Origin of the sequence: Bacillus timonensis (assembly GCF_000285535.1) — a bacterium.
GTDB classification, from domain to species: domain Bacteria; phylum Bacillota; class Bacilli; order Bacillales; family Bacillaceae_L; genus Ferdinandcohnia; species Ferdinandcohnia timonensis.
In genome coordinates, this window is sequence record NZ_HE610986.1 from 341529 (window position 1) to 367730 (window position 26202).

At 37.7% G+C, this 26202-nt stretch carries 36 protein-coding genes, 1 tRNA gene and 1 other RNA gene; 11 read left to right on the forward strand and 27 right to left on the reverse strand.

Features of this window, described 5'->3' with window-relative positions:
- Nucleotides 1–70 precede the first annotated feature (70 nt).
- From BTHG_RS10285 to BTHG_RS10305, 5 genes are all read right to left on the reverse strand, one after another.
- The gene (locus BTHG_RS10285; RefSeq protein WP_010676663.1) at nucleotides 71–415 is read right to left on the reverse strand and encodes a DUF6176 family protein; all 345 of its coding nucleotides are present in this window, start codon (nucleotides 413–415) and stop codon (nucleotides 71–73) included.
- Nucleotides 416–434: 19 nt separating this feature from the next.
- Nucleotides 435–1697: an MFS transporter gene (locus BTHG_RS10290; protein WP_010676664.1), complete on the reverse strand. Its 1263-nt coding sequence runs from the start codon at nucleotides 1695–1697 to the stop codon at nucleotides 435–437.
- Nucleotides 1698–1714: 17 nt separating this feature from the next.
- Nucleotides 1715–2098, reverse strand: coding sequence for a VOC family protein (locus tag BTHG_RS10295; protein WP_010676665.1), 384 nt, complete (start codon nucleotides 2096–2098; stop codon nucleotides 1715–1717).
- Between the two features lie 281 nt (nucleotides 2099–2379).
- Nucleotides 2380–3234 carry an AraC family transcriptional regulator gene (locus tag BTHG_RS10300; RefSeq protein ID WP_010676666.1) on the reverse strand — a complete coding sequence of 285 codons (855 nt, stop codon included), beginning with the start codon at nucleotides 3232–3234 and terminating at the stop codon, nucleotides 2380–2382.
- A gap of 50 nt (nucleotides 3235–3284) precedes the next feature.
- Nucleotides 3285–3737, reverse strand: coding sequence for an NUDIX hydrolase (locus tag BTHG_RS10305; protein ID WP_026021775.1), 453 nt, complete (start codon nucleotides 3735–3737; stop codon nucleotides 3285–3287).
- Nucleotides 3738–3920: 183 nt separating this feature from the next.
- Between BTHG_RS10305 and BTHG_RS27810 the strand changes: the two genes are divergently transcribed.
- The 3 genes from BTHG_RS27810 to BTHG_RS10315 are packed head-to-tail and all read left to right on the forward strand — an operon-like array spanning nucleotide 3921 to nucleotide 5744.
- Nucleotides 3921–4187 carry a sigma-70 family RNA polymerase sigma factor gene (locus tag BTHG_RS27810; protein WP_332306426.1) on the forward strand — a complete coding sequence of 89 codons (267 nt, stop codon included), beginning with the start codon at nucleotides 3921–3923 and terminating at the stop codon, nucleotides 4185–4187.
- A gap of 5 nt (nucleotides 4188–4192) precedes the next feature.
- Complete coding sequence (locus BTHG_RS27815; protein WP_332306427.1) at nucleotides 4193–4444, forward strand: RNA polymerase sigma factor; 252 nt, start codon at nucleotides 4193–4195, stop codon at nucleotides 4442–4444.
- Nucleotides 4437–5744 (forward strand): DUF4179 domain-containing protein, encoded by a 1308-nt coding sequence (locus tag BTHG_RS10315; RefSeq protein WP_010676668.1) that lies wholly within the window; start codon nucleotides 4437–4439, stop codon nucleotides 5742–5744. The genes BTHG_RS27815 and BTHG_RS10315 overlap by 8 nt, the downstream gene beginning before the upstream one ends.
- A gap of 33 nt (nucleotides 5745–5777) precedes the next feature.
- On the opposite strand, the gene BTHG_RS10320 is transcribed toward BTHG_RS10315, so the two are convergent.
- Nucleotides 5778–6785, reverse strand: a complete 1008-nt coding sequence (locus BTHG_RS10320) for a DUF3231 family protein (RefSeq protein ID WP_010676669.1) — start codon at nucleotides 6783–6785, stop codon at nucleotides 5778–5780.
- A 236-nt stretch (nucleotides 6786–7021) separates the two neighbouring features.
- On the opposite strand from BTHG_RS10320, the gene ssrS reads away from it, so the two are divergent.
- Nucleotides 7022–7216, forward strand: a non-coding RNA gene (gene ssrS / locus BTHG_RS26230) — 6S RNA.
- Nucleotides 7217–7330: 114 nt separating this feature from the next.
- Nucleotides 7331–7404: transfer RNA gene (locus BTHG_RS10325), tRNA-Arg, on the forward strand.
- Between the two features lie 285 nt (nucleotides 7405–7689).
- On the opposite strand, the gene BTHG_RS26760 is transcribed toward BTHG_RS10325, so the two are convergent.
- The 6 genes from BTHG_RS26760 to BTHG_RS10355 all read right to left on the reverse strand — a co-directional run bounded on the left by BTHG_RS26760 (nucleotide 7690) and on the right by BTHG_RS10355 (nucleotide 11280).
- The gene (locus BTHG_RS26760; protein WP_157256171.1) at nucleotides 7690–7833 is read right to left on the reverse strand and encodes a hypothetical protein; all 144 of its coding nucleotides are present in this window, start codon (nucleotides 7831–7833) and stop codon (nucleotides 7690–7692) included.
- 123 nt (nucleotides 7834–7956) lie between these two features.
- Complete coding sequence (locus BTHG_RS10335; protein WP_010676670.1) at nucleotides 7957–8325, reverse strand: VOC family protein; 369 nt, start codon at nucleotides 8323–8325, stop codon at nucleotides 7957–7959.
- Between the two features lie 94 nt (nucleotides 8326–8419).
- Nucleotides 8420–8842 (reverse strand): DUF1801 domain-containing protein, encoded by a 423-nt coding sequence (locus BTHG_RS10340; RefSeq protein ID WP_010676671.1) that lies wholly within the window; start codon nucleotides 8840–8842, stop codon nucleotides 8420–8422.
- Between the two features lie 200 nt (nucleotides 8843–9042).
- Nucleotides 9043–10038, reverse strand: a complete 996-nt coding sequence (locus BTHG_RS10345; protein WP_010676672.1) for a nuclease-related domain-containing protein — start codon at nucleotides 10036–10038, stop codon at nucleotides 9043–9045.
- Between the two features lie 192 nt (nucleotides 10039–10230).
- The gene (locus tag BTHG_RS24680; RefSeq protein WP_052307774.1) at nucleotides 10231–10587 is read right to left on the reverse strand and encodes a DUF4181 domain-containing protein; all 357 of its coding nucleotides are present in this window, start codon (nucleotides 10585–10587) and stop codon (nucleotides 10231–10233) included.
- Between the two features lie 96 nt (nucleotides 10588–10683).
- Entirely contained in the window at nucleotides 10684–11280 is a 597-nt protein-coding gene (locus BTHG_RS10355; protein WP_010676674.1) for a hypothetical protein, read from the reverse strand.
- A gap of 169 nt (nucleotides 11281–11449) precedes the next feature.
- On the opposite strand from BTHG_RS10355, the gene BTHG_RS10360 reads away from it, so the two are divergent.
- A complete protein-coding gene (locus tag BTHG_RS10360) occupies nucleotides 11450–13054 on the forward strand; it encodes a ribonuclease J (protein ID WP_042341820.1) in 1605 nt (534 codons plus the stop codon).
- 22 nt (nucleotides 13055–13076) lie between these two features.
- Here BTHG_RS10360 and BTHG_RS10365 read toward each other — a convergent pair whose 3' ends face one another.
- The 7 genes from BTHG_RS10365 to BTHG_RS10400 all read right to left on the reverse strand — a co-directional run bounded on the left by BTHG_RS10365 (nucleotide 13077) and on the right by BTHG_RS10400 (nucleotide 16279).
- Complete coding sequence (locus BTHG_RS10365) at nucleotides 13077–13550, reverse strand: tetratricopeptide repeat protein (protein WP_010676676.1); 474 nt, start codon at nucleotides 13548–13550, stop codon at nucleotides 13077–13079.
- On the reverse strand, nucleotides 13547–14077 hold the full coding sequence (locus tag BTHG_RS10370) for a cysteine hydrolase family protein (RefSeq protein WP_010676677.1): 531 nt from the start codon (nucleotides 14075–14077) through the stop codon (nucleotides 13547–13549). The genes BTHG_RS10365 and BTHG_RS10370 overlap by 4 nt, the downstream gene beginning before the upstream one ends.
- A 1-nt stretch (nucleotide 14078) precedes the next feature.
- Nucleotides 14079–14489, reverse strand: a complete 411-nt coding sequence (locus BTHG_RS10375; protein ID WP_010676678.1) for a VOC family protein — start codon at nucleotides 14487–14489, stop codon at nucleotides 14079–14081.
- A 13-nt stretch (nucleotides 14490–14502) separates the two neighbouring features.
- Nucleotides 14503–14640: a hypothetical protein gene (locus tag BTHG_RS26765; protein WP_157256174.1), complete on the reverse strand. Its 138-nt coding sequence runs from the start codon at nucleotides 14638–14640 to the stop codon at nucleotides 14503–14505.
- 147 nt (nucleotides 14641–14787) lie between these two features.
- Nucleotides 14788–15267, reverse strand: coding sequence for an SRPBCC family protein (locus tag BTHG_RS10390; protein WP_010676679.1), 480 nt, complete (start codon nucleotides 15265–15267; stop codon nucleotides 14788–14790).
- Between the two features lie 16 nt (nucleotides 15268–15283).
- Nucleotides 15284–15805 (reverse strand): GNAT family N-acetyltransferase, encoded by a 522-nt coding sequence (locus BTHG_RS10395; protein ID WP_010676680.1) that lies wholly within the window; start codon nucleotides 15803–15805, stop codon nucleotides 15284–15286.
- A 9-nt stretch (nucleotides 15806–15814) separates the two neighbouring features.
- Nucleotides 15815–16279 carry a hypothetical protein gene (locus BTHG_RS10400; RefSeq protein WP_010676681.1) on the reverse strand — a complete coding sequence of 155 codons (465 nt, stop codon included), beginning with the start codon at nucleotides 16277–16279 and terminating at the stop codon, nucleotides 15815–15817.
- A gap of 150 nt (nucleotides 16280–16429) precedes the next feature.
- Here BTHG_RS10400 and BTHG_RS10405 point away from each other — a divergent pair, with 150 nt between their 5' ends.
- Nucleotides 16430–16654 carry a hypothetical protein gene (locus BTHG_RS10405; protein ID WP_010676682.1) on the forward strand — a complete coding sequence of 75 codons (225 nt, stop codon included), beginning with the start codon at nucleotides 16430–16432 and terminating at the stop codon, nucleotides 16652–16654.
- Nucleotides 16655–16690: 36 nt separating this feature from the next.
- On the opposite strand, the gene BTHG_RS10410 is transcribed toward BTHG_RS10405, so the two are convergent.
- Nucleotides 16691–17194 carry a P-loop NTPase family protein gene (locus tag BTHG_RS10410; RefSeq protein WP_010676683.1) on the reverse strand — a complete coding sequence of 168 codons (504 nt, stop codon included), beginning with the start codon at nucleotides 17192–17194 and terminating at the stop codon, nucleotides 16691–16693.
- An 88-nt stretch (nucleotides 17195–17282) separates the two neighbouring features.
- On the opposite strand from BTHG_RS10410, the gene BTHG_RS10415 reads away from it, so the two are divergent.
- Nucleotides 17283–17885 carry a lysophospholipid acyltransferase family protein gene (locus BTHG_RS10415; RefSeq protein WP_010676684.1) on the forward strand — a complete coding sequence of 201 codons (603 nt, stop codon included), beginning with the start codon at nucleotides 17283–17285 and terminating at the stop codon, nucleotides 17883–17885.
- A 25-nt stretch (nucleotides 17886–17910) separates the two neighbouring features.
- Here the strand turns inward: BTHG_RS10415 and BTHG_RS10420 are convergent, their stop codons facing one another.
- Both BTHG_RS10420 and BTHG_RS10425 read right to left on the reverse strand, forming a co-directional pair.
- Nucleotides 17911–18471, reverse strand: coding sequence for an AAA family ATPase (locus BTHG_RS10420; RefSeq protein ID WP_010676685.1), 561 nt, complete (start codon nucleotides 18469–18471; stop codon nucleotides 17911–17913).
- Nucleotides 18472–18533: 62 nt separating this feature from the next.
- Nucleotides 18534–19775 carry an MFS transporter gene (locus tag BTHG_RS10425; protein WP_010676686.1) on the reverse strand — a complete coding sequence of 414 codons (1242 nt, stop codon included), beginning with the start codon at nucleotides 19773–19775 and terminating at the stop codon, nucleotides 18534–18536.
- 135 nt (nucleotides 19776–19910) lie between these two features.
- Between BTHG_RS10425 and BTHG_RS10430 the strand changes: the two genes are divergently transcribed.
- Nucleotides 19911–20387 (forward strand): glutathione peroxidase, encoded by a 477-nt coding sequence (locus BTHG_RS10430; protein WP_010676687.1) that lies wholly within the window; start codon nucleotides 19911–19913, stop codon nucleotides 20385–20387.
- Between the two features lie 67 nt (nucleotides 20388–20454).
- Here BTHG_RS10430 and BTHG_RS10435 read toward each other — a convergent pair whose 3' ends face one another.
- Together BTHG_RS10435 and BTHG_RS10440 are read right to left on the reverse strand one after the other, a co-directional pair.
- A complete protein-coding gene (locus tag BTHG_RS10435) occupies nucleotides 20455–21213 on the reverse strand; it encodes a sugar phosphate isomerase/epimerase family protein (RefSeq protein ID WP_083849137.1) in 759 nt (252 codons plus the stop codon).
- A gap of 17 nt (nucleotides 21214–21230) precedes the next feature.
- A complete protein-coding gene (locus BTHG_RS10440; protein ID WP_010676689.1) occupies nucleotides 21231–22229 on the reverse strand; it encodes a hydroxyacid dehydrogenase in 999 nt (332 codons plus the stop codon).
- A gap of 168 nt (nucleotides 22230–22397) precedes the next feature.
- Between BTHG_RS10440 and BTHG_RS10445 the strand changes: the two genes are divergently transcribed.
- Together BTHG_RS10445 and BTHG_RS25780 are read left to right on the forward strand one after the other, a co-directional pair.
- On the forward strand, nucleotides 22398–22829 hold the full coding sequence (locus BTHG_RS10445; RefSeq protein WP_010676690.1) for an SRPBCC family protein: 432 nt from the start codon (nucleotides 22398–22400) through the stop codon (nucleotides 22827–22829).
- Between the two features lie 191 nt (nucleotides 22830–23020).
- Nucleotides 23021–24658: a PAS domain-containing sensor histidine kinase gene (locus tag BTHG_RS25780; RefSeq protein WP_187370774.1), complete on the forward strand. Its 1638-nt coding sequence runs from the start codon at nucleotides 23021–23023 to the stop codon at nucleotides 24656–24658.
- 116 nt (nucleotides 24659–24774) lie between these two features.
- Here the strand turns inward: BTHG_RS25780 and BTHG_RS10455 are convergent, their stop codons facing one another.
- From BTHG_RS10455 to BTHG_RS10465, 3 genes are all read right to left on the reverse strand, one after another.
- Nucleotides 24775–25161, reverse strand: a complete 387-nt coding sequence (locus tag BTHG_RS10455; protein ID WP_010676692.1) for an ACT domain-containing protein — start codon at nucleotides 25159–25161, stop codon at nucleotides 24775–24777.
- 68 nt (nucleotides 25162–25229) lie between these two features.
- Nucleotides 25230–25838: a hypothetical protein gene (locus BTHG_RS10460; RefSeq protein WP_010676693.1), complete on the reverse strand. Its 609-nt coding sequence runs from the start codon at nucleotides 25836–25838 to the stop codon at nucleotides 25230–25232.
- On the reverse strand, nucleotides 25835–26116 hold the full coding sequence (locus tag BTHG_RS10465) for an autorepressor SdpR family transcription factor (RefSeq protein ID WP_010676694.1): 282 nt from the start codon (nucleotides 26114–26116) through the stop codon (nucleotides 25835–25837). Before BTHG_RS10465 ends, BTHG_RS10460 begins: the two co-directional genes overlap by 4 nt.
- Nucleotides 26117–26202: the final 86 nt, after the last annotated feature.

The window sequence follows — 26202 nt, forward strand, 5'->3', positions numbered from 1 at the left end:
ACAATTGATCGTGGAGAATAGAAAACAACGGGGGTAACTTAAACAGCCTCCGTTGTTTTTGTTTCTCCTCTTAATCCATTGCTTCTCTCACCTTTTGTGGAATCATCACAACCTCAGTTGTTAGATCAACGGGACGAAATTCCGGGTCAATACATTCGTCCCAATACTCTAGGTGCTTTTTATCAATCCAATGCTTGGATTCTTCAACGTTTTGACCACCTTCGCCTTGGACTGAATACCAATACAAATACTCATGACCATCAAGATTTTCTCTAAAAATGGTCTCAACGTACATCTTCTCACCTTCTAAAGTGACCAAAACATCCTTCATATTTTCATTTAAAAATTGTAGCCATTCCGTGACTATATCAGATTTACCCTCTTTCACTTTAAATCTTGTTAATTCAACATTCATGAATGAACAATCCTTCCTCTTATTTCCCAACCGTCACCCCTTGTCTCTGTGTGACGATTGTGGCTTGTTTTTTAATAATTAACACAAACAGTGTTGCCACAATACAAAGGAATCCCGCGGATATAAACGTGATGGTGTAACTATGGAAGACCTCGTAGAAGTAGCCACCTAAAAATGCTGCAACACCTGAACCGATTTGGTGTGCTGCAAACACCCAGCCGTATACGATTGGTCCATTTTCTTTTCCGAAAAAGTCAGCGGCAAGCCGTACTGTTGGCGGTACCGTGGCAATCCAGTCCAGTCCATAAAATACGGCGAATGCGATGAGCATCACGTATGATTGCATATGCAGGGCGTATGGCAACACAAGTAACGATATACCGCGGAGGCCATAAAACCAGAATAATAACCATCGATTATCGAATCTATCAGATAACCAACCTGCTATCGTGGTTCCGATAATATTAAATACTCCCATGAATGCGAAGATACTAGCCGCATGAACCTCTGGTATTCCGTGATGGGTTGAGGCTGGAATAAAATGTGTGCCTAAAAGTCCTGCAGTTGATAAACCGCAAATAAAGAAACTTCCTGATAGTAACCAAAACGGGCCGGAGCGTACCCCAATCCAAAGCACCTCAAAAGCGGATGTGATTGGATTCTTTTTGTTTTCATTTTTTGGTTCTTCCTTCGTTGCCCCATATGGAAGAAGGCCTATATCACGAGGATGATCTTTCATCCAGATGAAGATTATGGGAGTAATCAGAAGTCCAAGCCCGATGAATACAGCCATTCCCACTCTCCAGGAATATGCTTCTGTTAGGAATGATAATAACGGTAAAAAGATCATTTGCCCTGCCGCGGTTGCAGCCATGAGTAATCCTAATACCATTCCGCGTTTTTCCTCAAACCAAATTGTTGCGATATTGGCAGAAAGTACAGATAAGAATACGCCTGAACCAATTCCAATAATAACTCCCCAGATGAGGTGGAGCTGCCAAATATGTGCCATAAAGAGGCTTGTGACTAGCCCAATGACTAACAAGACCATCGAATAAGCCATGATTTTACGGACACCTAATCTCTCAAGTCCAGCAGCGATGAATGGTCCGGAAATTCCATAGAGTATGAGATTTATGGCAAATGCAAAAGAAATGGACGAACGACTCCAGTCAAACTCCTGCTCTAATGGTATTAAAATGACTCCTGTAATGGAGCGAGTTCCCGCTGCAATTAGTACCGCAATGAATGTAATCCAAACGACAACCCAGCCATAATGCATGGTCAGCACTCCTTTTTTTAAAGGTTTTCGTAGATTTCAATTAGGTTGCCGGCTGGGTCACGAAAATGTGCAACCTTCAGCATCCAGTCCGCTTGTTCATGTGGCTTAGTGATGAACTCAAGTTTATCTTTCAATTGTTCGTATGTATTCTTAACACTATCCACTTTAAAAATCAATGTCGTTCTGTCCTGTTTTTCCTTAATTGGCGTATATTCAGCGCCAATCGCTGCCACCATTTGTTTTCTTTCAAATAAACCAATCTTTGCTCCACCGATACCAATAAAGTCCGCATACATGGAAGTTTCGTCCCCCCATGAAACCTCAAAACCTAGTATGTCTCGGTAAAATAAAAAGCATTCTTTATAGTTATCTACTAATAATCGGATATGCGTTAGGTTCATGTTATCCCTTCCTAATTACTTTTTGTATTATGATGTTTCTATTATACATTTATCAAAAATTTCTGCCTATTCTAAACACCCGAAGAATCTTCTTGCTATCAGCCATTAACTTCAACTATTGGCTGAAAAAAGTTTTTATTGGCCATAAATTATATTTATCAGCCATATTTTTGTATTATTGGCCATAAATCTGTTGTATCGACAGCAAAAGCGGCCACATTGCCCCGCTAAGCAATTTTACTACCAGCAAAGCCCCAAGGAATATCCTTGGGGCTCACACTCTACTTCACCGGAATCCAAATCTCAGAGTAATAGTCAGATTCATATGCATTTCCATCTGGATACATTTCGAACTCAGCTGTTCCCGCATACGTATACCCGCTTGATGGGAACCACTCTGAATAGATTTTTTTCCACGCGTCCTGCATTGCGTGAGGCATCGCTCCATGAACTTCGAAAACGGCCCATTTTGATGCTGGAATGTCTAACACATCAAACTTTCCTGATGCGCCATCCGTATTTTCCACTGCCACCCAATAGTCGATTGTTGTTGCATTTGGCTCACTTACACAGACACCTAGAATCCCATTAATTTCGCCGTTTATTAAGGGTATTAAAGCATCACAGGTCCCGTCAGAATTCACTTCGTCCCATAACTTCGGAATACTACGAAGTTGTTCATCATTCACACATGAAAAGTTGCGCTTCACTCCAACCACCTTAAATTCTTCCTTTTCAACAATACGATACTTCACTGGATCTGCTCCTTTCAGACTCACCTGAATGACCAGGCGGCTATATGATTGCAGCTTTCCAATCCCTTTTCGGATATCACTTGGCGTTACTCCATGTTGTTTCCGAAAAGCTTTTGTAAAAGCCTCGGGAGTGTCGTAGCCATATTTGTAGGCTAGATCGATAATCTTCATATCCGTTCTCGATAATTCTTCACCTGCAAGTGTTAATCTGCGGCGGCGGAGGTAGTCGCCTACTGTAATGTCTGTTAAAATCGAAAATGTGCGTTGAAAATGAAACGGTGACGCACTCGCGACACGTGCTATCTCTTCGATTGAGACATCCTCAAGCAGATGGTCCTCCATATAATCAATTGCGTTCTGTAATGATTCTAGCCAACTCATTTCCCTCACTCCTTACCTTCATTCTATCTGCCATTCTTTTTTCCATCCTGTCATTTTGTGCTTAGTTGAGACAGATTTTTTATAAAAAAGCTTTTTGTATCTTCATGAGTGAGTTTGTCTATAACCTCTTCTCTCGCAAAAAACTGGAGTTCTGCGATTTCTTCATCGATTGGCAATAAGTCCGCTATAACTCCTGTGAATTCAACCAAAAACATGGTAGTTTCCTGGCGTTCATATCCAATCTTCATTTTTTCAGGGAACTCAAAGCAAATTTGATCAGGAAACTGCTTTTTAATCAAAAAATCAGTACAGCCTGTTTCTTCCTTCAGTTCACGGAGCATTGCATGTTGTACCGATTCATCGCTGTCTTCAATCCCGCCCTTAATAAAATCCCACTCACCCTTTATTTTTTCTGAACCAGTCAGAGTGTTTATTTTTGTTTTATGGGCAAGTAAAAATTGATTGTCTTTCATTACAATTGCCCCAACTGCTTGTCTAATCATAATCGAGCGACTTTCGTCCTTCATGCACATCCACAATCCATTTTTAACATTTTTACTCTTCAGCCCTTTCCAAAATGATAAGATTTATATGTATTTCGGTACCAACTACCAAAATCCTTTTTAAAACGTGAAACGTTTTTTATGTCTAGTTTCTCTAACTAATAGAAGAAAGGAGGAAGGGTTTTGACGACAAACAAACTTGTTGCAAAAGCAAAAAAGGGAAATAACCGTGCTTTTCAGGAATTAATAGATACAGAAAAAACGAAGCTTTATAAGATGGCATACTTGTATATGAAAAATGAGGACGATGCACTTGAGGTGTTTCAGGAAACGATTTATAAAGCCTTGACTTCGATTAAAGGGCTTAAAAATGATACATATTTTTCAACTTGGATTACACGAATTTTGATTAATACCGCTATTGACCAACTCCGAAAGAAAAAAGAGTGATTCCAATGGAACGGGATTTCCTCGAGAGCAAGGCTCCTTCGTACACAAATAAGGAGAACGACTCTGATTTATTGGACGCCATTAAAGGGTTAGACGAAAAATACAAAACGGTTTTGATTTTGCGGTTTTACAGAGATCTTTCAATCAAACAAATTGCTGAATTCATAGGTTGCCCGGAAGGTACTGTGAAAACAAATATTCACCGTGGAATTTCCCTATTACGGAATCACTTAAAGGAGGACATTGTGAATGAGTAAACATTTCCCTGAATTTCATCGAGAACTTGAAAACATTCCTGTTCCGATAGAGAAACTTGATTCAATTATTCAGCAGACAATTAGTGAAACTCGAAAACAAAAACCAAAACGTAAAAAATTCGTACTTACCACGATTGGAACAGTTGCAGCAGGATTTTTCCTTTTTATCGGGTCAGCAACATTATCTCCTGCGATGGCAAAGGTTGCTTCTGAAATTCCATTGGTTGGCACTTTTTTCAATGAATCGAATGATGAAGGACTCCAAATCGCCGGTCGTAGTGGTCTAACTCAAGTGATTGACCAACAATCGAAGGACAACGGTGTAACACTTACTATGAATGAAATTTTTTATGACGGCACTCGCTTGACATTTGGCCTAACACACGAGGCCCTCATTGCAATCGGAAATATTGAACGTCCCACAATACTTGTAAACGGAAAAGAAATTAATTTTAGCACGAGTAGCTCTGGAAAATTTATCACTCCATCAAAATATGAGTCCGTTATGAATGTTACACCAACGGAAGATTTGCCGGAAGAGTTTGAGATGAAGGTTATTATTGATGCAGTGGGGCTTATCCCTGGTAATTGGGAATTTGAATTTCCAGTAAAGCAATCAAATGAAGTAACAGTTATCCGACCAAACAAATCGCAAGTTATTTATGATGCGGAAGTAACCGTAGAGTCCGTAAAGCTAGGTCCAGCTGGAACGGATTTGGCCATTCAAATTAAATCTGACCCGAATAACACCAAAATTGACCCTTATATGGATTTAGAATTTGCGATGATTGATGATCAAGGTAGAGGATTACGAATGCTTACTGGTAGTGGATATGGCGATACAATCAATGGAATCGAGGTGGCGAACCATCGTTATCTTTATTCGCCAGTCAAAGAAGGAGCAAAAAGCTTAACAATTCTTCCATATAAGATTCCGAGCGGGGAAGGTGCTTATAAAGAGCTATCTGTTTCATTAAATGAACTTCCAGTTGAAATGGATCAGGGCGATGTTGGAAAAATTACAGTGACCGATGTTGAATATCGTGATGATAAAACGATTGTTTATTTTGAAGTAGATAGTGATTTTCCATTTGACGATAACTTAACGAGGAATCGAACATGGGTAGAATCCGAAGATGGCAAAGATTTATCCATACAAGACAATCCATTTGCTAAGCGAGTTAAAGGGAATTTATTTAAACAGGAATTTAAGGCTACAAACAAGAAAGATATCGTGTTTAAAGCTTATCAAATACCAAATCCTAGCATGTTTGAACCGTTTAAAATTACATTACCATAACATAGGAAAAGTCAGGCACTAGTTGGCCTGACTTTATTTATCATCTGCAAGCATTTCTCTGTCGATGGCGTGAGGCGGTTTTTCAAACCATCCCTCATCTATCATTAAATTAGCGCCGTCTTCAACATATTTTCCAACGTCAAGGATAAACTTACTAAACATCAACCCAATGTCTCGTCTACCGTTCAGGGATATCGCATTTGCGTAAGACCTTATTTTCATGGAAAACATATCTATTTTATGAAAAGTCATTAACTTATCCGAAAAAGGTGGAATGGTTGATGGCTCCACTAAATCATCAAGGAGGGGATGGCCTGGTAAATTATCTCTGTTTAGCTTTTCCGTGCATTCCTTAATATGATCCATTGTGATTTCCTTGCCTCGTTGCATGAATTCCTTCACTTTTTTATGTTTTGCTACCTGACTAAATCCAATTAAAAGTCCTTTACTTGCCACATTATTCTCCAAATTATCTTGAAGATGTGCAATTTCTAAAGCTTGGAGCGGACGAACATCTCCAAAGAACCCAGCTAAATAACTCTGTTTTTGAATAAAACTTACCTCTTTTGGGATTGGAATCACCGGCGGCTTTGTTAATACTCCCTTTTTCTCTAAGGTTTCATTTAATGCAACTAAAAAGTCGGTGGTATCGCGGTTAAATCCTATTACTATTTCTCTGACGTCTTTCCGTATCATCATTGGAATTGCTGTGGAGTAAAGACTCAGCCCAGCTTTCGCAGTGTATTTCAAATAATGAAGATAAAATTCATCCGCAAACAATCGTGGGGCATCCAAATTTGCATCTTTCTTTACATCAAATCCAATTGGGATAGGGAAATTTTCTTTATGAAAAATCTTGACTATTTCGGCAATGATTTTTTCACTGATGCTTTTTCCTTTTTTCAAGATTTCCATGATGTCAGGATCCTGACAATGTTTTTGATAATACGTTAACACACAAATCGCCATCGAGTTCCCCATATAAACTGCCCAAAGCTTACCCATTTCTGCTGAAGTAAGTTTTTCATTCGTTGAATTCATTTCCAAACCCCTCATCACTTTTTTATCTAGTATTTTGCAAGTTGAGTGGTTGTATTCAAAAATGCAAGCATTCAAAATATTTTTCGACAAAAACCTTTTTTTAATTAGTCATTAATGCCTGATTCATCAATGTTTAAGACGTTTCTATTTTTAAAAGAAAAAATTCCGTGACAAAGTTCAACATTTTGGATTTTTTTTACATTTGATTTAATCGATTCAATCATGTAGTATACAAATACAAGCTACATTGTACGTAATCATAATAAAGTTTAACCTTTGAACTGAAATAGGGAGTTTAACATTGAAATTGGAATGGCAGGCCTTCGTCCATGGCGACATGAAGGACATACAGGAACGTTTCTGCAAACACCCACTTTGAGGAGTGGTGGTTTTAAACTTTCTTAGGGTATTACGGCAATTGTGGCTTTTCCCATTTCATGCTAATCCATTTTCCAATTGGAGGGTGGATTTTTATTTTGGGATTCAAATATCTTGACCTTTGTCGTAAATTGATTTTATAATTATTTTGGCTTCCCTTTAATTATGTCCCAGTAGCTCAGTAGGATAGAGCGACAGCCTCCTAAGCTGTAGGTCGTTGGTTCGATTCCAATCTGGGACGCTACGAGTAGCTCCTAAGTGATAGGGGCTATTTTTATTTTTTCAATCAAAAAAGAGGCGTAACGCCTCTATAGAGTGTAGACAAAGTCAGTACTGACTTTGTCTACATGAATTTTTAAGGATATCTAAATTTAAACTCAATTCCCAGACTGTCTTGAAAGCGCTTGTCAGATAAGGCGCGCAGCTGAGTGAAGACGCGAATAGAAGTTGCCTTCATGAGCGGACGAGCGAGGCAAGCAACGCAGGATGCGAGCGTTTGTCAACAGTCTGAAGAGGCGTAACGCCTCTATACTTCTTTTGTATTCGTTTCTTTGTTTACGTATGCAGATACCCCTTCAGTTATGACACGATCGATGTCGAGATACGGCTTCCCACGGAGTGCATCATTCGAAAAAATTTCAATGCTTTCTTCTTTTTTATCCTTTTCCAAACTGTTCACCTCCACGCTGGCAATAGATAATTTTCTACATTAGCCATATTGTGGGCAATCAGCTTGATGTTCATGCACTTTGTGATTGAATGAGTGGTTGAGGCTTTAATCATAGGTTCTCTTCTATATCCATTGTAAAAATTCCAAGCGGTTACCGAACGGGTCATGGGCGTAAAAGCGATTCGCACCCGGGAGATTGTTATCATCTATTATGTTCACGTCATTATTTTGTAGGTGCTGTTTTAAGGCTTGAATGTTCTCAACTTCGAAAGCAGGATGCGCTTTTTTGGCAGGTGAAAATGGATCCTCAATCCCAATATGAATTTTTACAGTTCCATACGCAAACCAAACACCCCCATTTTTCCGGAGTGTCTCCGGCTTATCGACTTCTTTACAGCCTAAAATTTCTGCATAAAAGTGGCGCGCTAGGTCTTCGCTTCCTTTTGGCGCAGCAAGCTGAATATGGTCAATCGCTTTAAATGTATACGTCATCTTAATCCCCTCTTTTTTATATGGTACATTAATCGTAAACCATTTTAGGGGATAAGAATATTCGATTGATTTTATGTATATGTATAAGATTTTCTTATTTCGAAGGATACATTTCTTGTAAAAATTGAATCGATTGGTTTATTAGCTCTTTCAGCACCTCAACATCAATATCTGCAACTTTGTTGATATAGACACAGGCTTTACCTGTTGTATGTTTGCCAAATTTTTCGAGTAACTCCTCACGCCTTGAATCGCCTGTTGCAAAATACAAACTGATTTTTGCCTTACGTGGCGAAAACCCAACAAGCGGCGCATCGCCCTCATGGCCAGAGGCATATTTGTAATGGTAAGAACCAAACCCAATAATGCTTGGCCCCCACATTTTTGCCGGGTAACCAGTCGCTTCTGTAAAGATGTCTAAAAGCTTGTATGCATCTTCTTTCTTTTTGAGGTTTTCGACTTTTTCAATGAATTCAATAACACTCGCATCGTTTTCCTTTGTTTTTAATTCGTACATGGTTATGAGGCCTCCTTGGTCATAGTAGTAGGATTGACATTATTAAGTAGTTCAAGACATTGTGGGGAGATTCCTGCTTCAGTAAAGCTATTGGCCATAAATTTTATTTATTAGCCATATTTTCTGTTTATTGACCATAGGTTTCGTTTATCAGCCATAAAAAATTTTTATTAGCTAAAAATATAAATTGGCTCTAATTATCACTCATATTTTATTAGAATCCTCTCAATATCTTCTGGTAAAATGTAAATTCTGCTTTTCAAGTCCCCTTTATGTTCTAAATTTAGTGTATTAAATATAGTTTTTGCTGCTGTACGAGAAGGTAATTTCAAAAAATGTCGTAGTTGCTGATTAGTTATGGTGTTTCCAAATAAAAGAGAGTAATCGACTAATGAGTTTAGATAAGCTGCCTTAGATACGTGATTACAATTAGTGCACGTCCATGACCTTTCGGTTCTTACCATTGGAATCTTGTCACAATTTGGACAGCTCACTCCATAAATCAACTCATCCGCTTTTATATTAAATTGTGCTATAATATCGTGATCGTTAGGTGTATGCTGCTTTAATAGGATTTTACTAAGCTTTAGCATTTGCTTACGATCCAACACTTTATCCCGATTCCTCTTTTCAAACAATTCCATTTTTGTAAGGAAGCTTGGGCTTTTAATTACCTTATGAGCGTGTTTAAAATCTGTACTCGCATCAATAATGGCATTAGGATTTGTGAAGATTACAAGGGTCTCAATCGGAATTGGGGGAATTTTGAAGGTTTCAAGAAGTTTTTTAAGTTGTAGTTGATGTCTGTTGATTTGGGCAACAGGACAATGATACGATTTTCTCTTATCTTGATAGGTTTGGATTAATTGGTCAAACTTGCCGTCGAAATATAGCTCTCCGCGGTAATTTTTTGCATCTATTATTAATAGGAATGTGGGACTAACTAAAAGTAAGTCTATTTCAAAAAAATGCTCTCCGGAGGTATCTGGGAGACGTAGGTTATGGAAGATGAGGTAGTTTTTTTCTTTTAAAAATGTCAAATAGTACTGTAAAGATTGCTCTCCACGATAGCCTGACATTCTTCTTCCGTATTCATCTCTAATTTGTTGGTATTTTGGCTGGGTTTCTAACAATCTTTTAAGTAATGCTTCAAGCTTTCGGATTCGTAAAGGGATCTCTAGTTCCTTTTTTCTCATTAATCATGCCTCCTTTTCATTCGATAGTACTTTTTTCGACAGATTTCTTTAAATTCCTTCAAATAAAATTGTGACATTTTTTCTTTAAGACAATTTATGGCTGTTAGAAAACTTTTATGGCTGAAAGCAGAAAAAAACGGCTGTTATAAACAATTTATGGCCAATAATTCATTTTTATGGTTTTTCCGAAATTCAACTAAACACCCACCAATAAGTAATTGCAGCAAAAATCAATAACATCACTAATTCATACAGATAAAGGATGTACTGCTTCTTTTCGGGTTCATATTTCCAGTGCATGAATGCGCGGAATAGATTTAAGATGGTGAAGAAACCGATTATATAAAAAAAGATAGAATCTATTGCGAAATAAATTCCGACTAAATAGATGACCAAAAGTACTAATTCAATGGAAGCTTGTCCTTTGTTGACCCATTGACTCCTCAATCCTCTTCTTTTTTTAATATTGAACTTTCTACGTAATAAAACATCGCTTATTAACCCAAATATAACCACCGCTAAAACAAGTATAATCAATTTATAAATCATAGAATCACCTTTTCCTCTCTCGCAGACTATGAGTCTATTATTCTGACAAATATTCAAAAAAGCATAGAAAATGGCCATAGCAGGAAATAGCTCATTTTAAAGTTCTATTTCAAACTCTATCCCGGTGGGTGCCTCCTTATGTGGTGTTTGATCGCCTTTAAATTGTAAGGTTATCCCCTTGGGTTCGTCCGGTAGGGCTGGCGAAACGACAAAATTATAGGATACATGGCCACCTGATCCACTTCCGCCTTCTGTTCTGCTGTCATACTTATCGCCCACTAGTAATTCCCAAAACACGTGGAACCAAGTTTCATCACCTTCTTCTGATGCATCCCAGTTAATATTTAAATTAATGACGCTTGCATTCGAGTATTGTCTAATAAAGTTGACTGTATAAAACACATTTTTGACTTCAACAGCTTTTAAAACCGGTAGGTGCTTCCTGAATCCTTTGGGCTCAACCCTAGGCCTGAAGTGTTTTTCAGATCTAAATGATTCAAAAACAGCCTTCAAAAACTCCTCGTAAAACCCATATTTCTTTGACCATCCAGATATCATTTCATCCTTTGGGAATCCTGGATTGTCATTTGAGAGGTCCTTTCTCTTCTTTAACAGGGCACAGATTTGCTCATCTATTTCAAAAAGTCTTTCATCATAATGTACGTTTGGTCGTTCAAATGGTAGTCGTTTCATTTCCATTCCTCCTCGTAAACACATTTTAACATATTCTGGAACATCACATAAATAAATCCAGCAAAACAAGGTAAAACTAAGGACACAATTTAAGATGTAGGAGGCGTGATTAGTGGAGAACGGTTTGTCCATTTTTGCACTTGGTGGAATTAATGAGATTGGGAAGAACATGTATGTGGTGCAGTATGATGATGATATTTTGGTGATTGATTGTGGAGGAAAGTTTCCCGATGAGAGTTTACTTGGAATTGACTTAATTATTCCAGATCTAACCTATTTGGAGGATAATCAGGAGAAGATTCGTGGTTTGCTGATTACGCATGGGCATGAGGATCATATCGGTGGGATTCCTTATTTTTTAAAAAAGCTCAATGTACCGATTTATGCGACTCGGTTTACGCTTGGCTTAATTGAGTTGAAGCTTACAGAGCATCGACTACTCGCTGATTCAGAGTTGCACCCGATTGACGCGGATTCTACGCTTACGTTCGGTAAAATGTTGGTTTCCTTTTTCAAGGTAAATCATAGTATTCCGGATTGTCTTGGAATTGTGTTTGATACACCTGAAGGCAAGGTTGTTCACACTGGAGATTTCAAATTTGATTTGACCCCTGTGAATGACCAGCATTCGGATATTCATCGTATGGCTGAAATCGGGCGTGAGGGTGTACTTGTTTTATTATCAGAAAGTACGAATGCCGAGCGCTCTGGTTCGACACCGACTGAGTTAAAGGTTGGGCACGTGATTGAGGAAGCTTTTATGAAAGCGACCAGAAAGGTTTTTGTGTCAACATTCGCTTCGAATATTAGTCGTATTCAGCAGGTTGTTGAAGCTGCGATGAAGACAAACCGAAAGCTTGCACTGCTAGGAAGAAGTATGGTGAATGTCGTGGATGTTGCCGTCGAGCGCGGCTATTTACATATACCGGATGGCATGCTGATTGATGTACAAGAGGTGAACAATTTAGCACCTGAGAAGGTTTGTATTTTATGTACGGGTAGTCAGGGGGAACCGCTGGCTGCACTTTCGCGACTTTCTACTGCAAGTTACCGGGATGTGCAAATACTGCCCGAAGATACGGTCATTTTAGCAGCTGGACCGATACCAGGTAATGAAAAAAATGTATCTCGAATTATTGATAATTTGTTCCAGCTTGGTGCGGTTGTTTTATATGGTGGCAGTGCAACTGGAATGCATGTGTCCGGTCACGGCTATCAAGAGGATCTCAAGCTGATGCTAACGTTGATGCAACCGACGTATTTTATCCCAATTCATGGGGAGTATCGGATGCTACATCAGCATAAGTCGCTCGCGGTATCTGTTGGCGTTCATCCAGAAAATGTTTTTATCATTCAAAATGGGGATGTGGTGGACGTTAAAAATTCGGAAGCGCGCCAAACACGAAAAATCCCAGCTGGAGATACCTATGTGGACGGAATTGGTGTCGGTGATGTAGGTGATATCATTTTACGTGACCGAAAGCAGCTTTCTGAGGACGGCATGGTCGTCATTGTTGTCACATTGAGTAAAAGAGATCAGAAAATCTTATCGGGGCCGGATACAATTACCCGTGGATTTGTGTTCAATCGAGATTCGGAAGAACTTTTAAAAGAAACAAATCGACGTGTAAAAAAAGCAATTCTTGACCTTCAAAGTGAAAGAAATTACCAATGGAATGCGATGAAAAGGGAAATTAAAAAGTCGGTTGGACAATATTTATTTGCGCAAACAAAACGAAAGCCAATGATTTTACCGTTTATAATTGAAGTGTAACCCTCCGATATCGGAGGGTTTTTTAGTCCCAAACTTGATCAAGTTTATCTGCGTAGTATTCAATGGCACGCTTGTATGTTTGAATGGACGTATCATTTGAAGTGTTCACTAATCCCTTTAAAAGAAGTTCCATCGCTTCCTGATGTCGACCAAGATTGTAAAGTGCCATTGCATAAAAAGCCTTCATGGCATGATTTTCAGGAAATAGCTCTGTCCCCTTTATCAGAGTCGCCGCAGACTTTTCATAGTCTCCGAGTGTTCGATACGTGCTACCCAAACCTAGCAAGGCCCCCTCTAATTCTTCAGCTTCTAACCCTAATCCGATGGCTTTTTCATAAAATGGGACTGCTTCTGACTCCAATCCTAACACATCAAAACTCCAAGCAACTTGATAGTTTAACTGAGGGTCTCCAGGAGCATCCTTGATCAACGTCAAAAGCCGTTCATTTGATTCTTTAAGCCGACCCTCTTTTCTAAGTTGAAGAGCATGCTTCATTTTTGATAAGTCTCCTGATATTCCTCAAAATCGAGCACCTCAATCACATCTGACCAGTGTAGGGCTGTTCCGACAAAATCTCTAATATCAAGGTCTTTCATCTCATATGTTTCGCCATCGTTTGTTGTACCCGTTGCATCTTCTATAAAAGTAACCTCGTACCCTCGGTCAAAAGCAGAAATAGCCGTAAACATACAACAGAATTCTGTATTAAAACCAATGATGAAAACCTGTTTTACACCTAATTCCTCTAAAAGGGACGAAAGATTGGTTTTAAAAAATGAGCTTGGGGTTGTTTTTTCAACTACGTAATCAGCCTGGTCTTTGACAGATTCATGAAGTTCCGAACCTTCAGACCCTCTATATAACGGACTTTCTTCGTATTCATCGAAATGTCTCACCATGATTACTGGCAACCTTTTCGCTTTGAAGTCTTGAATGATTTGTTGGATTTTGTTAAGTTCTTCACTAAAATCTTTGAAACTTACAATTCCATTTTGCACATCTATTACTAATAATGCTTGCATCTTAGTTCCCTCGCTTCTGAAAAGTTGGACTTAGTTCGCTCCAAACGTCGAATTGGTTGCCGTCTGGGTCTTTAAACACAAAATTATTACCGGCATGGCCACGGTCTTCGATTTCACCAACGGTTATATGTCTATCTTTGAATTTTTTATGTAGATTCTCTAGAGCTTGCAAACCGTCAACCTCAAAGGTTAATGAAAAACGCTCATTCCCTTTTGCATCCCTGAAATTTGAAGACTGTCCCTCCTGCGCAGCTACTAGAAAAAAGCTTTGATTGGCTAAATCGAGAATGGCTTTGTCACCATCCAAGTAGTTCAATGTTGCCCCAAGTTTTTCTGTGTACCATGTGGCTGAACGCTGGACGTCGCTAACGGGTAGATAGGTAGTTCCAACACGTATAAGTTTTTCTGACATTGTAAGATCCTCCTTATGGTTCATTCTTTTTCCCCATTGTCACATCGTCAAACGGTGCGTAGTGATTACTAGGCAGTTTTTTCTTGCTGACTGCTTTAAAAATGATTACACCCACGGCACCAACTATGATGGCGAGAATTACGATTTTCATGGGTCACTCTCCGTTCTAAAAAGAGAATACGTCATGTAGTGTATTCGTGCTATGTTTGCATTCTCCTTTAATTTTATGAATTGTTTACCAATTTTATCAACCAAGAAAAAAGCCTCATCCTAAAAATAGATGGGCTTCTTGTTAGCTTTATGTAGTTAACCTATTGATAGCTTGGACGTATTGTTCGTATAAGGGCTCCCAAAGTTGTTTGCGATTTTCTACCCTTTTTCCGTCAAGCAATACTCCTATAACTTCCAAGCATACGTCCCACCCTGCTAAGTCTCTCGGAGTATGGTCGGTAAGCTTTGTAATCGTCTCTAGTAGAAGCAGCTCACATCCATCCTGTTCTGGAGTTAGCTCAAAGCGGACACTGTCGTCTGCCCAAGTGAATTCCAAAGCAGAGCGATCATGATAGTCAGTAATCGTCATTTTCTCGAAGGTTCCATTCCCCATATCAAAAAGGATGTGTCCACCTTTTCGAAGTTCATCGATTTTCAATTCTGGAAACCATGTTGGTAGTTTATCATTGTCTGTTAGCATCGCCCAAACCTCATCAATTGAGTGAGGATAATGGCGTTCGAATGTTGCTATGTAATCTGGTTCGCTTTTTGTAAGAGTTGCGAGCATGGTTTTGCCTCCTATTTCACAAAAACTTTTTAAAACTTTGTTTCAAATCATCCCATCCATATACTGCTTCTTTTACCTTTTTCCCGCCGATTTCATCTTCCACGGTATCTAGTTTGCAAGCTCCAAGTCCTTCGTAAAAGAGACAGGATTTATTTTCTTCCAATACAAATACTAGCATGGTATTTATATTCTTGTTTAAAAGCTGCTTTACGACAGGGACTACTAACCTTTTCCCCAAGCCTTGTCGTTGATATTCTTGTAAAATGTAGATGGCATACAGCTCACCATGATAATTTTCATAGCTCCCGCTGCGCTCTTTTCCACCACAGGCAAACCCAACGATTTCACCTTGTTCATTTTCCCCAACAAAAACATGTCCGTTTGGGATACCCTTTTTCCACATATTTTCTTTTGCCTCATAGGACAATTGTTGGAGAAATTCATCTGGGACAATTCCAGAATAAGTCGTTTTCCAACTGTCTACATGTACTTTGGCTATGCCTTTTGCATCACATAAAATAGCTTTCCGTATTTTCATAAACTCCTCCTACTTTACTTCAAGCGCAAATGCGTAAAATGCATCTCCACTTGATACATCACCTTCAGTCCACCAAACCCCATAGGAATAGTAGTACACTCCTTTTTCCTCTGGTGCTGTAAAACGGTGATTTTCTACTGTTACTTCTGTTTCCTTGTCACCATTGTAATATGCGACATGCACCTCATTTGGCTTTGGTTCATAATCCATCACAAACGTAATTTCTTGACCAGGCTGCACAACTATCGGATCTTTTCCTTCTAATAGTGCTTCAGGTCCTGCTGTGTCAATACATTCACCTTTAAACTTTGAGCTCCAACAATAGGTGCCGAGTTTCGTTGGGTATGTTTCATTCTCAATTTGAATGTTCGTTTCAGGTGGTTTGCTACCTGTCAGTTTACTTGACGTACTCCCTCCACAACCTGAAAGAGTAATCACAAATCCTATGATAAGTACAAGCATCCATTTTTTCATATTGTAGCCTCCAATTATGCGCTTTTACTAAACTGACGAAAGATTCTAAAAAAAGTTACACATTTTGAAACCTAACCGCTTACTTTTCCGTATATTTGGTATAATGGAATATATATGAAGAATGGATTTACTTTGTAAGGAGGTCAAATAATGACAGGTCTTGTTACAGTTGTGATGATCTTTTCAATCCCTCTTGTTGCGATTATTACAAGTCACTTTCAAACACAATCAAAATATAAACACAAAATGATTAAAGATGAATTGGAGCTAGAGAAGCTAAAGAACGAAAATTATTTGCTTGAAACGGAAAAAATGCGTGTCGAACTTGAAAAGATGAAGCTTGAAGCTCCAAAGGATGAAACGAAAATTATCTAAATAAAAGGCACCCAATGATGGGTGTTTTTTCACCTTTCATTGCATATTACTTATATAATCATTCATTTCTTTCTTCCCTTTTAGAATAATCACTGTTTTATCTTGTGATAATCGGTTAAGTCTTTCCTGCATTTTATGTAAACGTGGTTTGTAGGTCGTCCAGATGAATTTGATAAACTTCCAATCTAATTTTTCTGTGCAGCCGAGGTCAGGACGTTTTTTTCCGATGTATGTAAAATAACGTTTAATTACACGGTAGAGGCACTGGTATCTAGGAAGTTCGAGATAGATGATGGTGTCAGCTTCTTTTGCACGTAGTTCGAACGTTTTGCTATAATTTCCATCAATAATCCAACACTCTTTTGCAACAATTTCCTCTTGGGCTGCTTTAAATTCTTCGTGTGATGCTTCAACCCAATCAGGTTTCCAAAAATAGCTGTCTAGATGATACACGTCGATTCCAAGTTCTCTACCTAATTTTTTAGCAAATGTTGATTTCCCAACCCCAGCCGAAATCCCGATTACCATGATTTTTTTCATAGGATACCTCGCTTTATTGGTATTTTTGTACCATTATTTCATGCTATAATTTAATAGTTTATTAGTTTTCGAAAAGGAGTAAGGCAAAGTGTATCATTTCATTGCATCGATTGTAAAAGGCATACTTACCGTTACTGGTGGGATCAAAGTTTTTAACAGGGAACAACTACCAAAGGACGGGGCTTATGTTGTTGCTTGTACACATACAGGTTATATTGATATTTTATGGCTTGGTGTTTCATTATTACCACGACAAATTCACTACATGGCAAAAAAAGAATTGTTTGGTTCCAAATTTGTCGGCGGCTTTTTATCAAAGCTAAACGCCTTCCCAGTGGATCGTGATAATCCTGGTCCAAGTGTGTTAAAAATTCCATCGAGATTGCTTTCAAAGGGTGAGATTGTTGGAATTTTCCCAAGCGGAACACGTACAAATGAGCAAACTGCCTTAAAACAAGGGGCAATCACAATTGCGCAACGAAGCAAGGTTCCCGTTGTTCCAGCTGTGTATCTTGGACCAAATACGGTTAAGGAATTATTGAAGTTTAAAAAGGCTAAGCTTATCTTCGGTGAGCCCATGTTTATTGCATCACCTGATATGGATGCAAAACAAGCACGTGACCATTTTACTCATGAACTGGAAAAAAGATTTGAGCTGCTTCGTGAGGAGTTACAGAATGTACGAAAGTAACGCTTGGAGTCAAATTCCAAGCGTTTTATAATTGAAATTTTTCCTTTATCATTTTGGCTACTTCTTCTGCACTAAGGTTTGTATTGTCTATTTTGATGTAATGATCGAATGTAATTTCTCCATCATATGAATTCAATCGATGTTTTTCCATCGTCTGTTTTATATCATTTTCAGACCAGGCGATATCTCGTTTTTTTGGTTTGTGCTGGAGTCGATTTGGGGTTTTATTTCTTTCAAGTCTTTCTTCCAGGTCAGCTTCAAGCTCTACATAGTATACAGTGGCCCCTCTTGATTCGAAAAGTTCCGAAAGCTCCTTTACATACTCCCAATCGGATTCTAAATTAAACATCCAAACATACGTGAAAATCATGCCATATAAATCACTTTTTGATACTTCTTCAAAAATCTCCTGACGAAACAATTTGACTAATCGTTTCCCCTCTTTCGTACTGTAGTCAAAAAAGTGACTCACTAAGTCAATGGTCATATGGTTGTGAAATAACTTCAAATCTGTTATTTTTGCTAATTCCTGTCCAACCGTCATTTTTCCAACTGCTTGAGGTCCAAAGATATGAACAAATTTCATAGGCTTTCCTCACTTCTTTTTGAATATTTTACCATAGTCATAGAAAAGTTCACGTCCTATTTTTACGTTTCCATAATCTTTTGACTCTGATTCTCCACAAAATATACTTTTCTCGATTTCTGTGCCACAAGAATGATCACTATTATGGCTAAGACCATGCTAATGACGGATAATGTTACGATGGTATAGCGTAACGGTAAGAGGTCGCCCATGATTCCAATAAATAATAGGAAAACGACAGACACTGCACTTTGCAGTACACTAATAATACTGGTGACACGCCCCATCATTTCAACAGGGACATTGTTTTGATAAAAGGTGGTAAAGCCTGTATTTGAAAAGGCAAAAAAGAATCCTAAAATGATAAATCCGGTGGCTGCGATCGTAAAGCTCGATGCAATCGAGTAAATGAAATAACCTGTCGCAAGCATAAAGAGTCCCGTTCCGATAAGGGTACGAATCGATAGAAACCTAGAAATAAAAATAACCAGTAAACCGCCTGCGGCATAGCCAATCCCGGTTACACTGATAAGAAGACTATACTCAACTTCCGTTAAGCCAATCACTCGTTGTGTAAAAACAACCTCTTGCGAATCCATCGCCATTGTAAATATATCGAACACGATAAAGCTGAAATATATGGTCATTACGAACACTTCTTTCTTGCCAAAGCGAATGACCTCTTTCCAATCTTCTTTTAACTTTTTGAATTGAAGCTTTTCCGTTGTTTGGGTTTGACCGCTATCAAGATTAGGCAGACATGCAATGAGGATTGCTGAAATGGCAAATAAGATTGCATTACTATAGATTGCGATTTCCAAACTACCGACTACAAATAACATACCTGCAATAGCTGGGCCTGTAATGAATGCACCCGATGAGACCAAACTTCTAATTGAATTAAAGGTCTTCCGCTGTTCCTTTGGAATGAGTACGGTTATGTACGTAGTTGATGTCGGTGTGAAAAAGGATTTTGAAACATTGATGACAAATAACACCGCATAAATCATCCAGATACTTGGAAGGATTGGAATGATGGCGACCGCAACGGCCCGAATGATATCGGTTACAATCATGATTTTCTTTTTATTCGAGCGGTCGATGATGCTCCCGGACCAGCCATTTACAAGAATGGACGTGATGGGGCCGACAACCCATAAAGCAGCAACTGCTGCGGCCGAACCTGTCATTTTTAAAACAAGTAGGTTAATAGCTACGAGATAAACAAAATCTCCCAAAGATGATAATCCCAACCCGGTTAAAAGCAATGCTGGGAACTTCCATTTTCCAATGATTTGCTTCATTCAGTACCCCCACTTTGAAAAATTTCCCTCTTCCAAAATAGTACATGAAAAGCAATGAGAAAAGTAGTCCAAACTTGAATCTCGAACGGACATCCTTTACGATGGTGTTAATTCGTACATAAGGGAGTGGGAATCATGGCAAGTGTGTATGATTTTGAAGTGAAAATGGCAAATGGAGAAATGAAGTCGTTGAAGGATTATGAGGGGATGCCACTATTAATTGTAAATACAGCAAGTAAATGTGGATTCACCCCTCAATTTAAGGGATTACAGGAGCTTTATGAAAAATATCAAAAAGATGGACTCGTTGTGCTTGGGTTCCCATGTGCACAATTCGGGAATCAGGAATTCGAAAAAATTGAAGAGACCACCTCTTTTTGTGAGCTTAATTATGGGGTGACGTTCCCGATCTTTGGAAAAATTGAGGTAAATGGTGAAAATGCTGACCCGCTGTTTCAATTTTTAAAGGACGAGCAAAAAGGAGTATTATCAAAAGCGATTAAATGGAACTTCACAAAATTTTTAGTAGACCGTAATGGTCAGGTTGTGGAACGCTACGCTCCACAAACGGAGCCTGCTAAAATGGAGGAAGACATTCAAAAGGTGTTATAGATAATATAGTAAGAGCATGTTTTGAAAAAATAATTGTTCAAAACATGCTCCTACTCTTTCCAACAAATTAAAGGAAGAATTGTTTCAATGTTTCAACGTCCTGCTTAAATTGAGTTACATCTTCGTCTTTTACAAATTCTAATAAATAAGAACGTTCCACTGGTGATAATGATTCAATATGGTTTATATAGGATTTCCATTCATTCTTACCATCTTCAAGTGAATAGCGTCTGAAATTTTCATCCCATTGAAACACATGAATGTTTGTAAGCCATGGTTGTAAGAGTTCAATGCTCTTTAACCTATCTTCCTTTGTTATTCCCGTAGCTGGTTGCCAGTATAAAAATACATTCGGTTCATTAATTGCTTCCATTAGTAATTTTGAGCTCTCTGGTGTATCTGTATATGTCCAACGATGATATTCCAGATGGAGCGACATCTCATATTCTCTTGCAATTCGAGCGGATTCCTTCACATCTTTTACAATTCGATTAAAATCTTCTTCATTTATTTTTCCAACTTCTTTTGAACGATCCATCACACCAGCCCAAATTCGAATGGATGTGGTACCTAGACTTTGAGCCGTTTGAATAATGGGAAGAATGGACTCGTTATCCCCAGCACGATAGTAGGACCCATAAGAAGAGACTTCCAAACCAGCATTTCTTGTTAATTCTCCAACCTTTGTTGCATAGGCTAAGTCACCAGGTGGAACGTGCACATCTCCACCCCACTCAATCACTTGAAGACCAGCCTCAGAAGCTATTTTAATAATATCCTCCGGGTTCTTCTTTCTAAACGTTACCGAACAAAGTCCTGTTTTCACCACGGAAACCACCTCCACTATGCCATATTTTTATATAATTGCTCGGTTATTTCGTATTGCAAAGCCTCACCAGCGGTGTATCGTTTCACTTCTTCTAACATAAACGCGCCCAATCGAGCTCTTTCCGAACCTGCACTACCTGCAATATGAGGTGTTAACATAACATTGGGTAGAGTATACAGCAATGAATCTTCCGTAGGTGGTTCTGGAAATGTGACATCTAAAAGCGCCATAATATCTGAACGGTCTTGTAGAACCTCTATCATTTCATTTTCTCGAACAATTTCGCCTCTGGCCGTATTAATAAATGTTGCGTTTTCCTTCATGGAGCGGAAATGGTCCCCTGTTATCATCCCCTTTGTACTAGGTAAGAGTGGGGTATGTAAAGAAACCACATCTGATAACTTAAAAATATCTTCTAAAGAACAAAGCTTAACATGTAAATGACTAGCTTCTTCTTCCCCAACAAATGGGTCATAAGCCAAAACTTCAATGTCGAAATGATGCAAGAGGTCGACCACTTTACGTCCAACTTGACTTAAGGAAATAATCCCAACAGTAGATTGATAGATACCAATCATTGGTTGAAAAACGCCATTAGTATAGGTTTTTTCCTGTTTAAGTTGTCTAGATAATTTCCAACCATTTTTTAAGGAGAATAAAATTTCACTTATGGTGAATTCCGCTACAGGAATGGCATTAGCCGTATTAGCGGTTGTTACTTTTATTCCCCTTCTCCATACTTCATCTGTCAATAATGTTTTCATCGTTCCAGCAGCGTAAAAAATTGCTTTTAGATTAGGTGTCTTGTCTAAAAAGGATTGATTGAATACGGGAGCACCCCATCCTGAAAATATAACCTCTACTTCCTTTAATAAATCAGGTTGATTTTGATAATTATCCGTTGTTAAAGGTTCACCCATGATATCAACATATTGTGATATTTCCTGTTGTACTTTCGGTGTGTATACCTTTTCAAAAAGATGTTCATTCATAATAAAAAGACCTTTTTTCATCTCATTCACGCCTCCAAATGATGTTTAGTAGTAAATTTTTTATTTTTTCGTTGTCTTTTTTTCTACCCTAGCTATCTTTTATTATAGCAAGTACTACGGTAAAAATGGCCTCCACAAACAATCCCTTTTCTGCTATGTTTAATCTATTAAAAAGAACGAGGTATGACTATGAAACAATCAGTCGTTATTAAGGCACCTATTACAGCTGTATTTGAAACGATTGCAAAGGCAAATTTGCGGGAAAAGTGGTTCCCGAATGTCACTTCTATTCGTTATTCTAACCCCAGTGATGACATGAAAACGGGAGCATCCTTTCAATTGATGGCCGAAGAAGGAAAAGAGAAAGTTTTGTTAAATGGCAGGAATAAGGACTTCATCCAACCCTCGGTCTTTGCGTTCGAGCTTGAATCACAGACCTATCGTATGGCTTTTTCGTACCACTTGCAGCAACAGGGCGAACTTACGGTTGTTGAGCAAGAGTTTGAAACCAAGTATTATCGAACCGTTATGAATGTGATTGATAAACTATTTAAAAGCTCGACAAAACAAACTGGAGAATTGGTATTAACTAGTTTAAAGGTTTTTTGTGAGGCTAGATAATAGGTGACAGGTAGCATTGCTATGAACATCGATACAAGGACTAATTTCTTAAATGCGATAGGGCATTAAAAAAGAAGCTCTCTTATTAAAGAAAAATGCCCGATAAGGAAAAAGTTTAGAAAGCGATATTTATTGTAATGGTTTGTTAGAAGGAGATTAATGATGAAATGAAATATACAGGTAGAATAATAATGATATTGATTTATGTCGTTGTAACAGCCGCTTTTAAAACTTTTGATTATGTTGAATTGGGGTACGTACCTATATTCGAATACATCATTTCCGCAATAATGGTTTATCCCGTATGGTGGACTGGTTTACAGTATGATAAAGCTAAATATTACGCTCAGGTAGCGCAGAAAAAAGATATGGAATTAAACGAACTTTTTAACAATGTAGATGCTGCAATTTACTCATTTGATTTCCTTTCTAAAAAATTGATGGTTTCATCAAAAATTAGTGATGTTTATGGGTATTCACCTAATGAATTTAAAGAAAACATCATGTTCTGGAAAGAAGTCGTTATCAAGGAAGATATGGATATTGTAAACAAAGTAGAGCAGGAGTTAAAAAAAGGAGAAGAATGCATTGCAGAGTACCGGATACTATTACCGAATGGTCAAATAAAGTGGATTCAAAAACGCATTACACCTATTTTTGACTCTGACGGAACTCTTATAAAGATAAATGGAATTGATATCGATATCGATCAACGTAAAAAAGTAGAAAAATTACTTACTCATAGCCAGGAACAGAATCGAATACTATTAGAAAAACGTCTTAAGGAAAGCGAACAACGCTTCGAGTCATTATTTGTACATAATTCTGACCCCATTTTTACATTTAATTTAGACGGGAAATTAATAGAGGCAAATCCAGCTGCAGAGAATATACTTGGTTATACGATTACAGAGCTCCAACAAAAGGAGTGGGATTCTATTATCCTTCCTGAAGACCTAGATTTATACAGTGAGCACTTTACGCGTGTTAGCCAAGGAGAATGGAAGGAATCTACCCTATCAATGATTCATAAAGATGGTAGTAACAGAGTAATTGAGTTAAAAATGATACCTATAATAATTGATTTTCAATGTATTGGAATATATCAAATTACAAAGGATATCACTGAGTCTATATTAGCAGAGGAAAGGATAAGAAGGTCAGATAAGCTAGCGGCTGTTGGTCTATTAGCCGCCGGAGTGGCTCATGAGATTCGAAATCCATTAACAACTCTTAAAGGTTTTGTTCAATTTCTTTCATCAGATATTGATAAACATTATACAGATATTTTGTTATCGGAAATAGATCGAATTAACCTGATAGTGAGTGAATTCCTAATTCTTTCAAAGCCGCAAGGAATAAAGTATGAATCACAAAATATAAAACTTATCCTAAATAATATCACGTCAATTCTTGAAACCCAGGCCACATTAAAAGGTATACAACTTATTTCAGAATATGATTTAAATATACCGTTCATTAATTGTGAGCAAAATCAGTTAAAACAAGTTTTTATTAATCTTATTAAAAATGCGATTGAGGCTATGCCAAATGGTGGGGAGATTATTGTAAAGGCTAAGAAAATCAATAACAAGATGGTAAGTATTCAAATTATAGATCAAGGAGTGGGGATAGAAGAGGAGAGAATCCCAAAACTAGGAGAACCCTTTTATACAACGAAAGAAAATGGAACTGGTTTAGGTTTAATGGTTTGTTTTAGAATCATTGAACAGCACGGTGGAATGATGAACATTTCTAGTCAGTTAAATAAAGGCACTACAGTTGAAGTATGCATACCTATTGGTTTTACACCTCCATCTCAAAATTAAGAGATACTTCATTGAAAGAAAAAACTATGGATTCAATAACCATAGTTTTTTTCAGCCACTTTTTTAATCAGTCTGAGAAATTGTTTTTTCAACTACCCTTCCTTCCATAAACTGTTTTAAATATTGCTAAAAATGTGGCCCTCATTCTCTAATACAACTTTTGCTTTTTCAATTGAGTGGTTTTTAACAAGTAGGTAATCAGTATTAAAAGTTGAAATAGCAAAGATACTGATTTTATTTTCGGCTAATGGATTTGCTAATGTTGATAATATTCCAGTTAAGCTAAAATCTAAAACTCCTTCTACTTTTATACACATCCAATCGTTTTCAACATCCTTAAATGCTTCATTCATCGGTAAACATTCGGTTGGACACACAATTGACAGTTCTTCATCCGTTCGTGTAATAGAAGATACATCTGCATTTAATGCCCATGATGGTATTTTTTCAGTTGAAGATAATTTCACAACGGAATAATTTGAATCTACTATTTTTAATTTCATATCTCATCACTCCTTTAAAGTAGTTATTATATCATTTATTCCTCAAACCCTTGTATCACTAATTTCCTCTATACAATTTTATTAGAATGTGCTTTATATGCTTTAAAAGAAAGGGTGATGGAAATAAGTAATGTACAAAAAAGGATCGTTAAAAATCCAGTTAAGATGAGATGCTCTGGAAGTAGCACACAAAATAACATGAGTAATCCTCCAATTATCAAAGGGAAAGAAAAAGGACGTATGACAATGTTCCATATATGATGGGATGATGTAGTAAGGTCTGAGGATGAATGCAGATCTATTCTGAATCTAGGAAGTGTATTTGCTGTGGTGATAAGGGCAATACCGACGCTTAACGGAACCAACAGGATTACATTAAACTCAATACCTGTTACGGTTAAAATGAGTCCTATGTGAAGGATGGTTAAGATGAGTGATAATGCTAAAAATATATTTTCCATTCCTTTTTTATAACGTAAGTAAGACTCTTTTGATTTCATCATTTTAGGGAGTATGAGCAGGTTGCTATTTACAATAATCATCGTAAGAGGAATACTAAATAACAACACTTCTGGTGGACCAAAACTCGTAGCTTCTAGAGAATTTCTTGTCATAACATAAAAACTCAAACCAAAAGAAAACAAAATTAAAATACCGATACAGTTTTTCTTTATCATACATTCTCCTCCTTTGTATTCGAATGGAACTGAATGATCCATTTAAGGACTTCTTGAAATACAGTTGAATTTAACGAATAGTAAACGTACTGCCCCCTTTTTACCGCAAATACTAAATCAGCACTTTTTAATACTGATAAGTGTTGGGATATACCTGCTTTACTCATTTCAAAATGTTGAGCAATTTCTCCAGCCGTCAAATCTCCATTTCGTAAAAGGTCTAAAATCTTCCTTCTATTTTCATCAGATAAAGCTTTAAATAGTTCATTGATGGCCAACTAAAATACCTCCATCATAATATTTAAGTAATTACTTAATTACTTAAATTATACAACTCTGGATACAATTGTCAATATGCAGGATT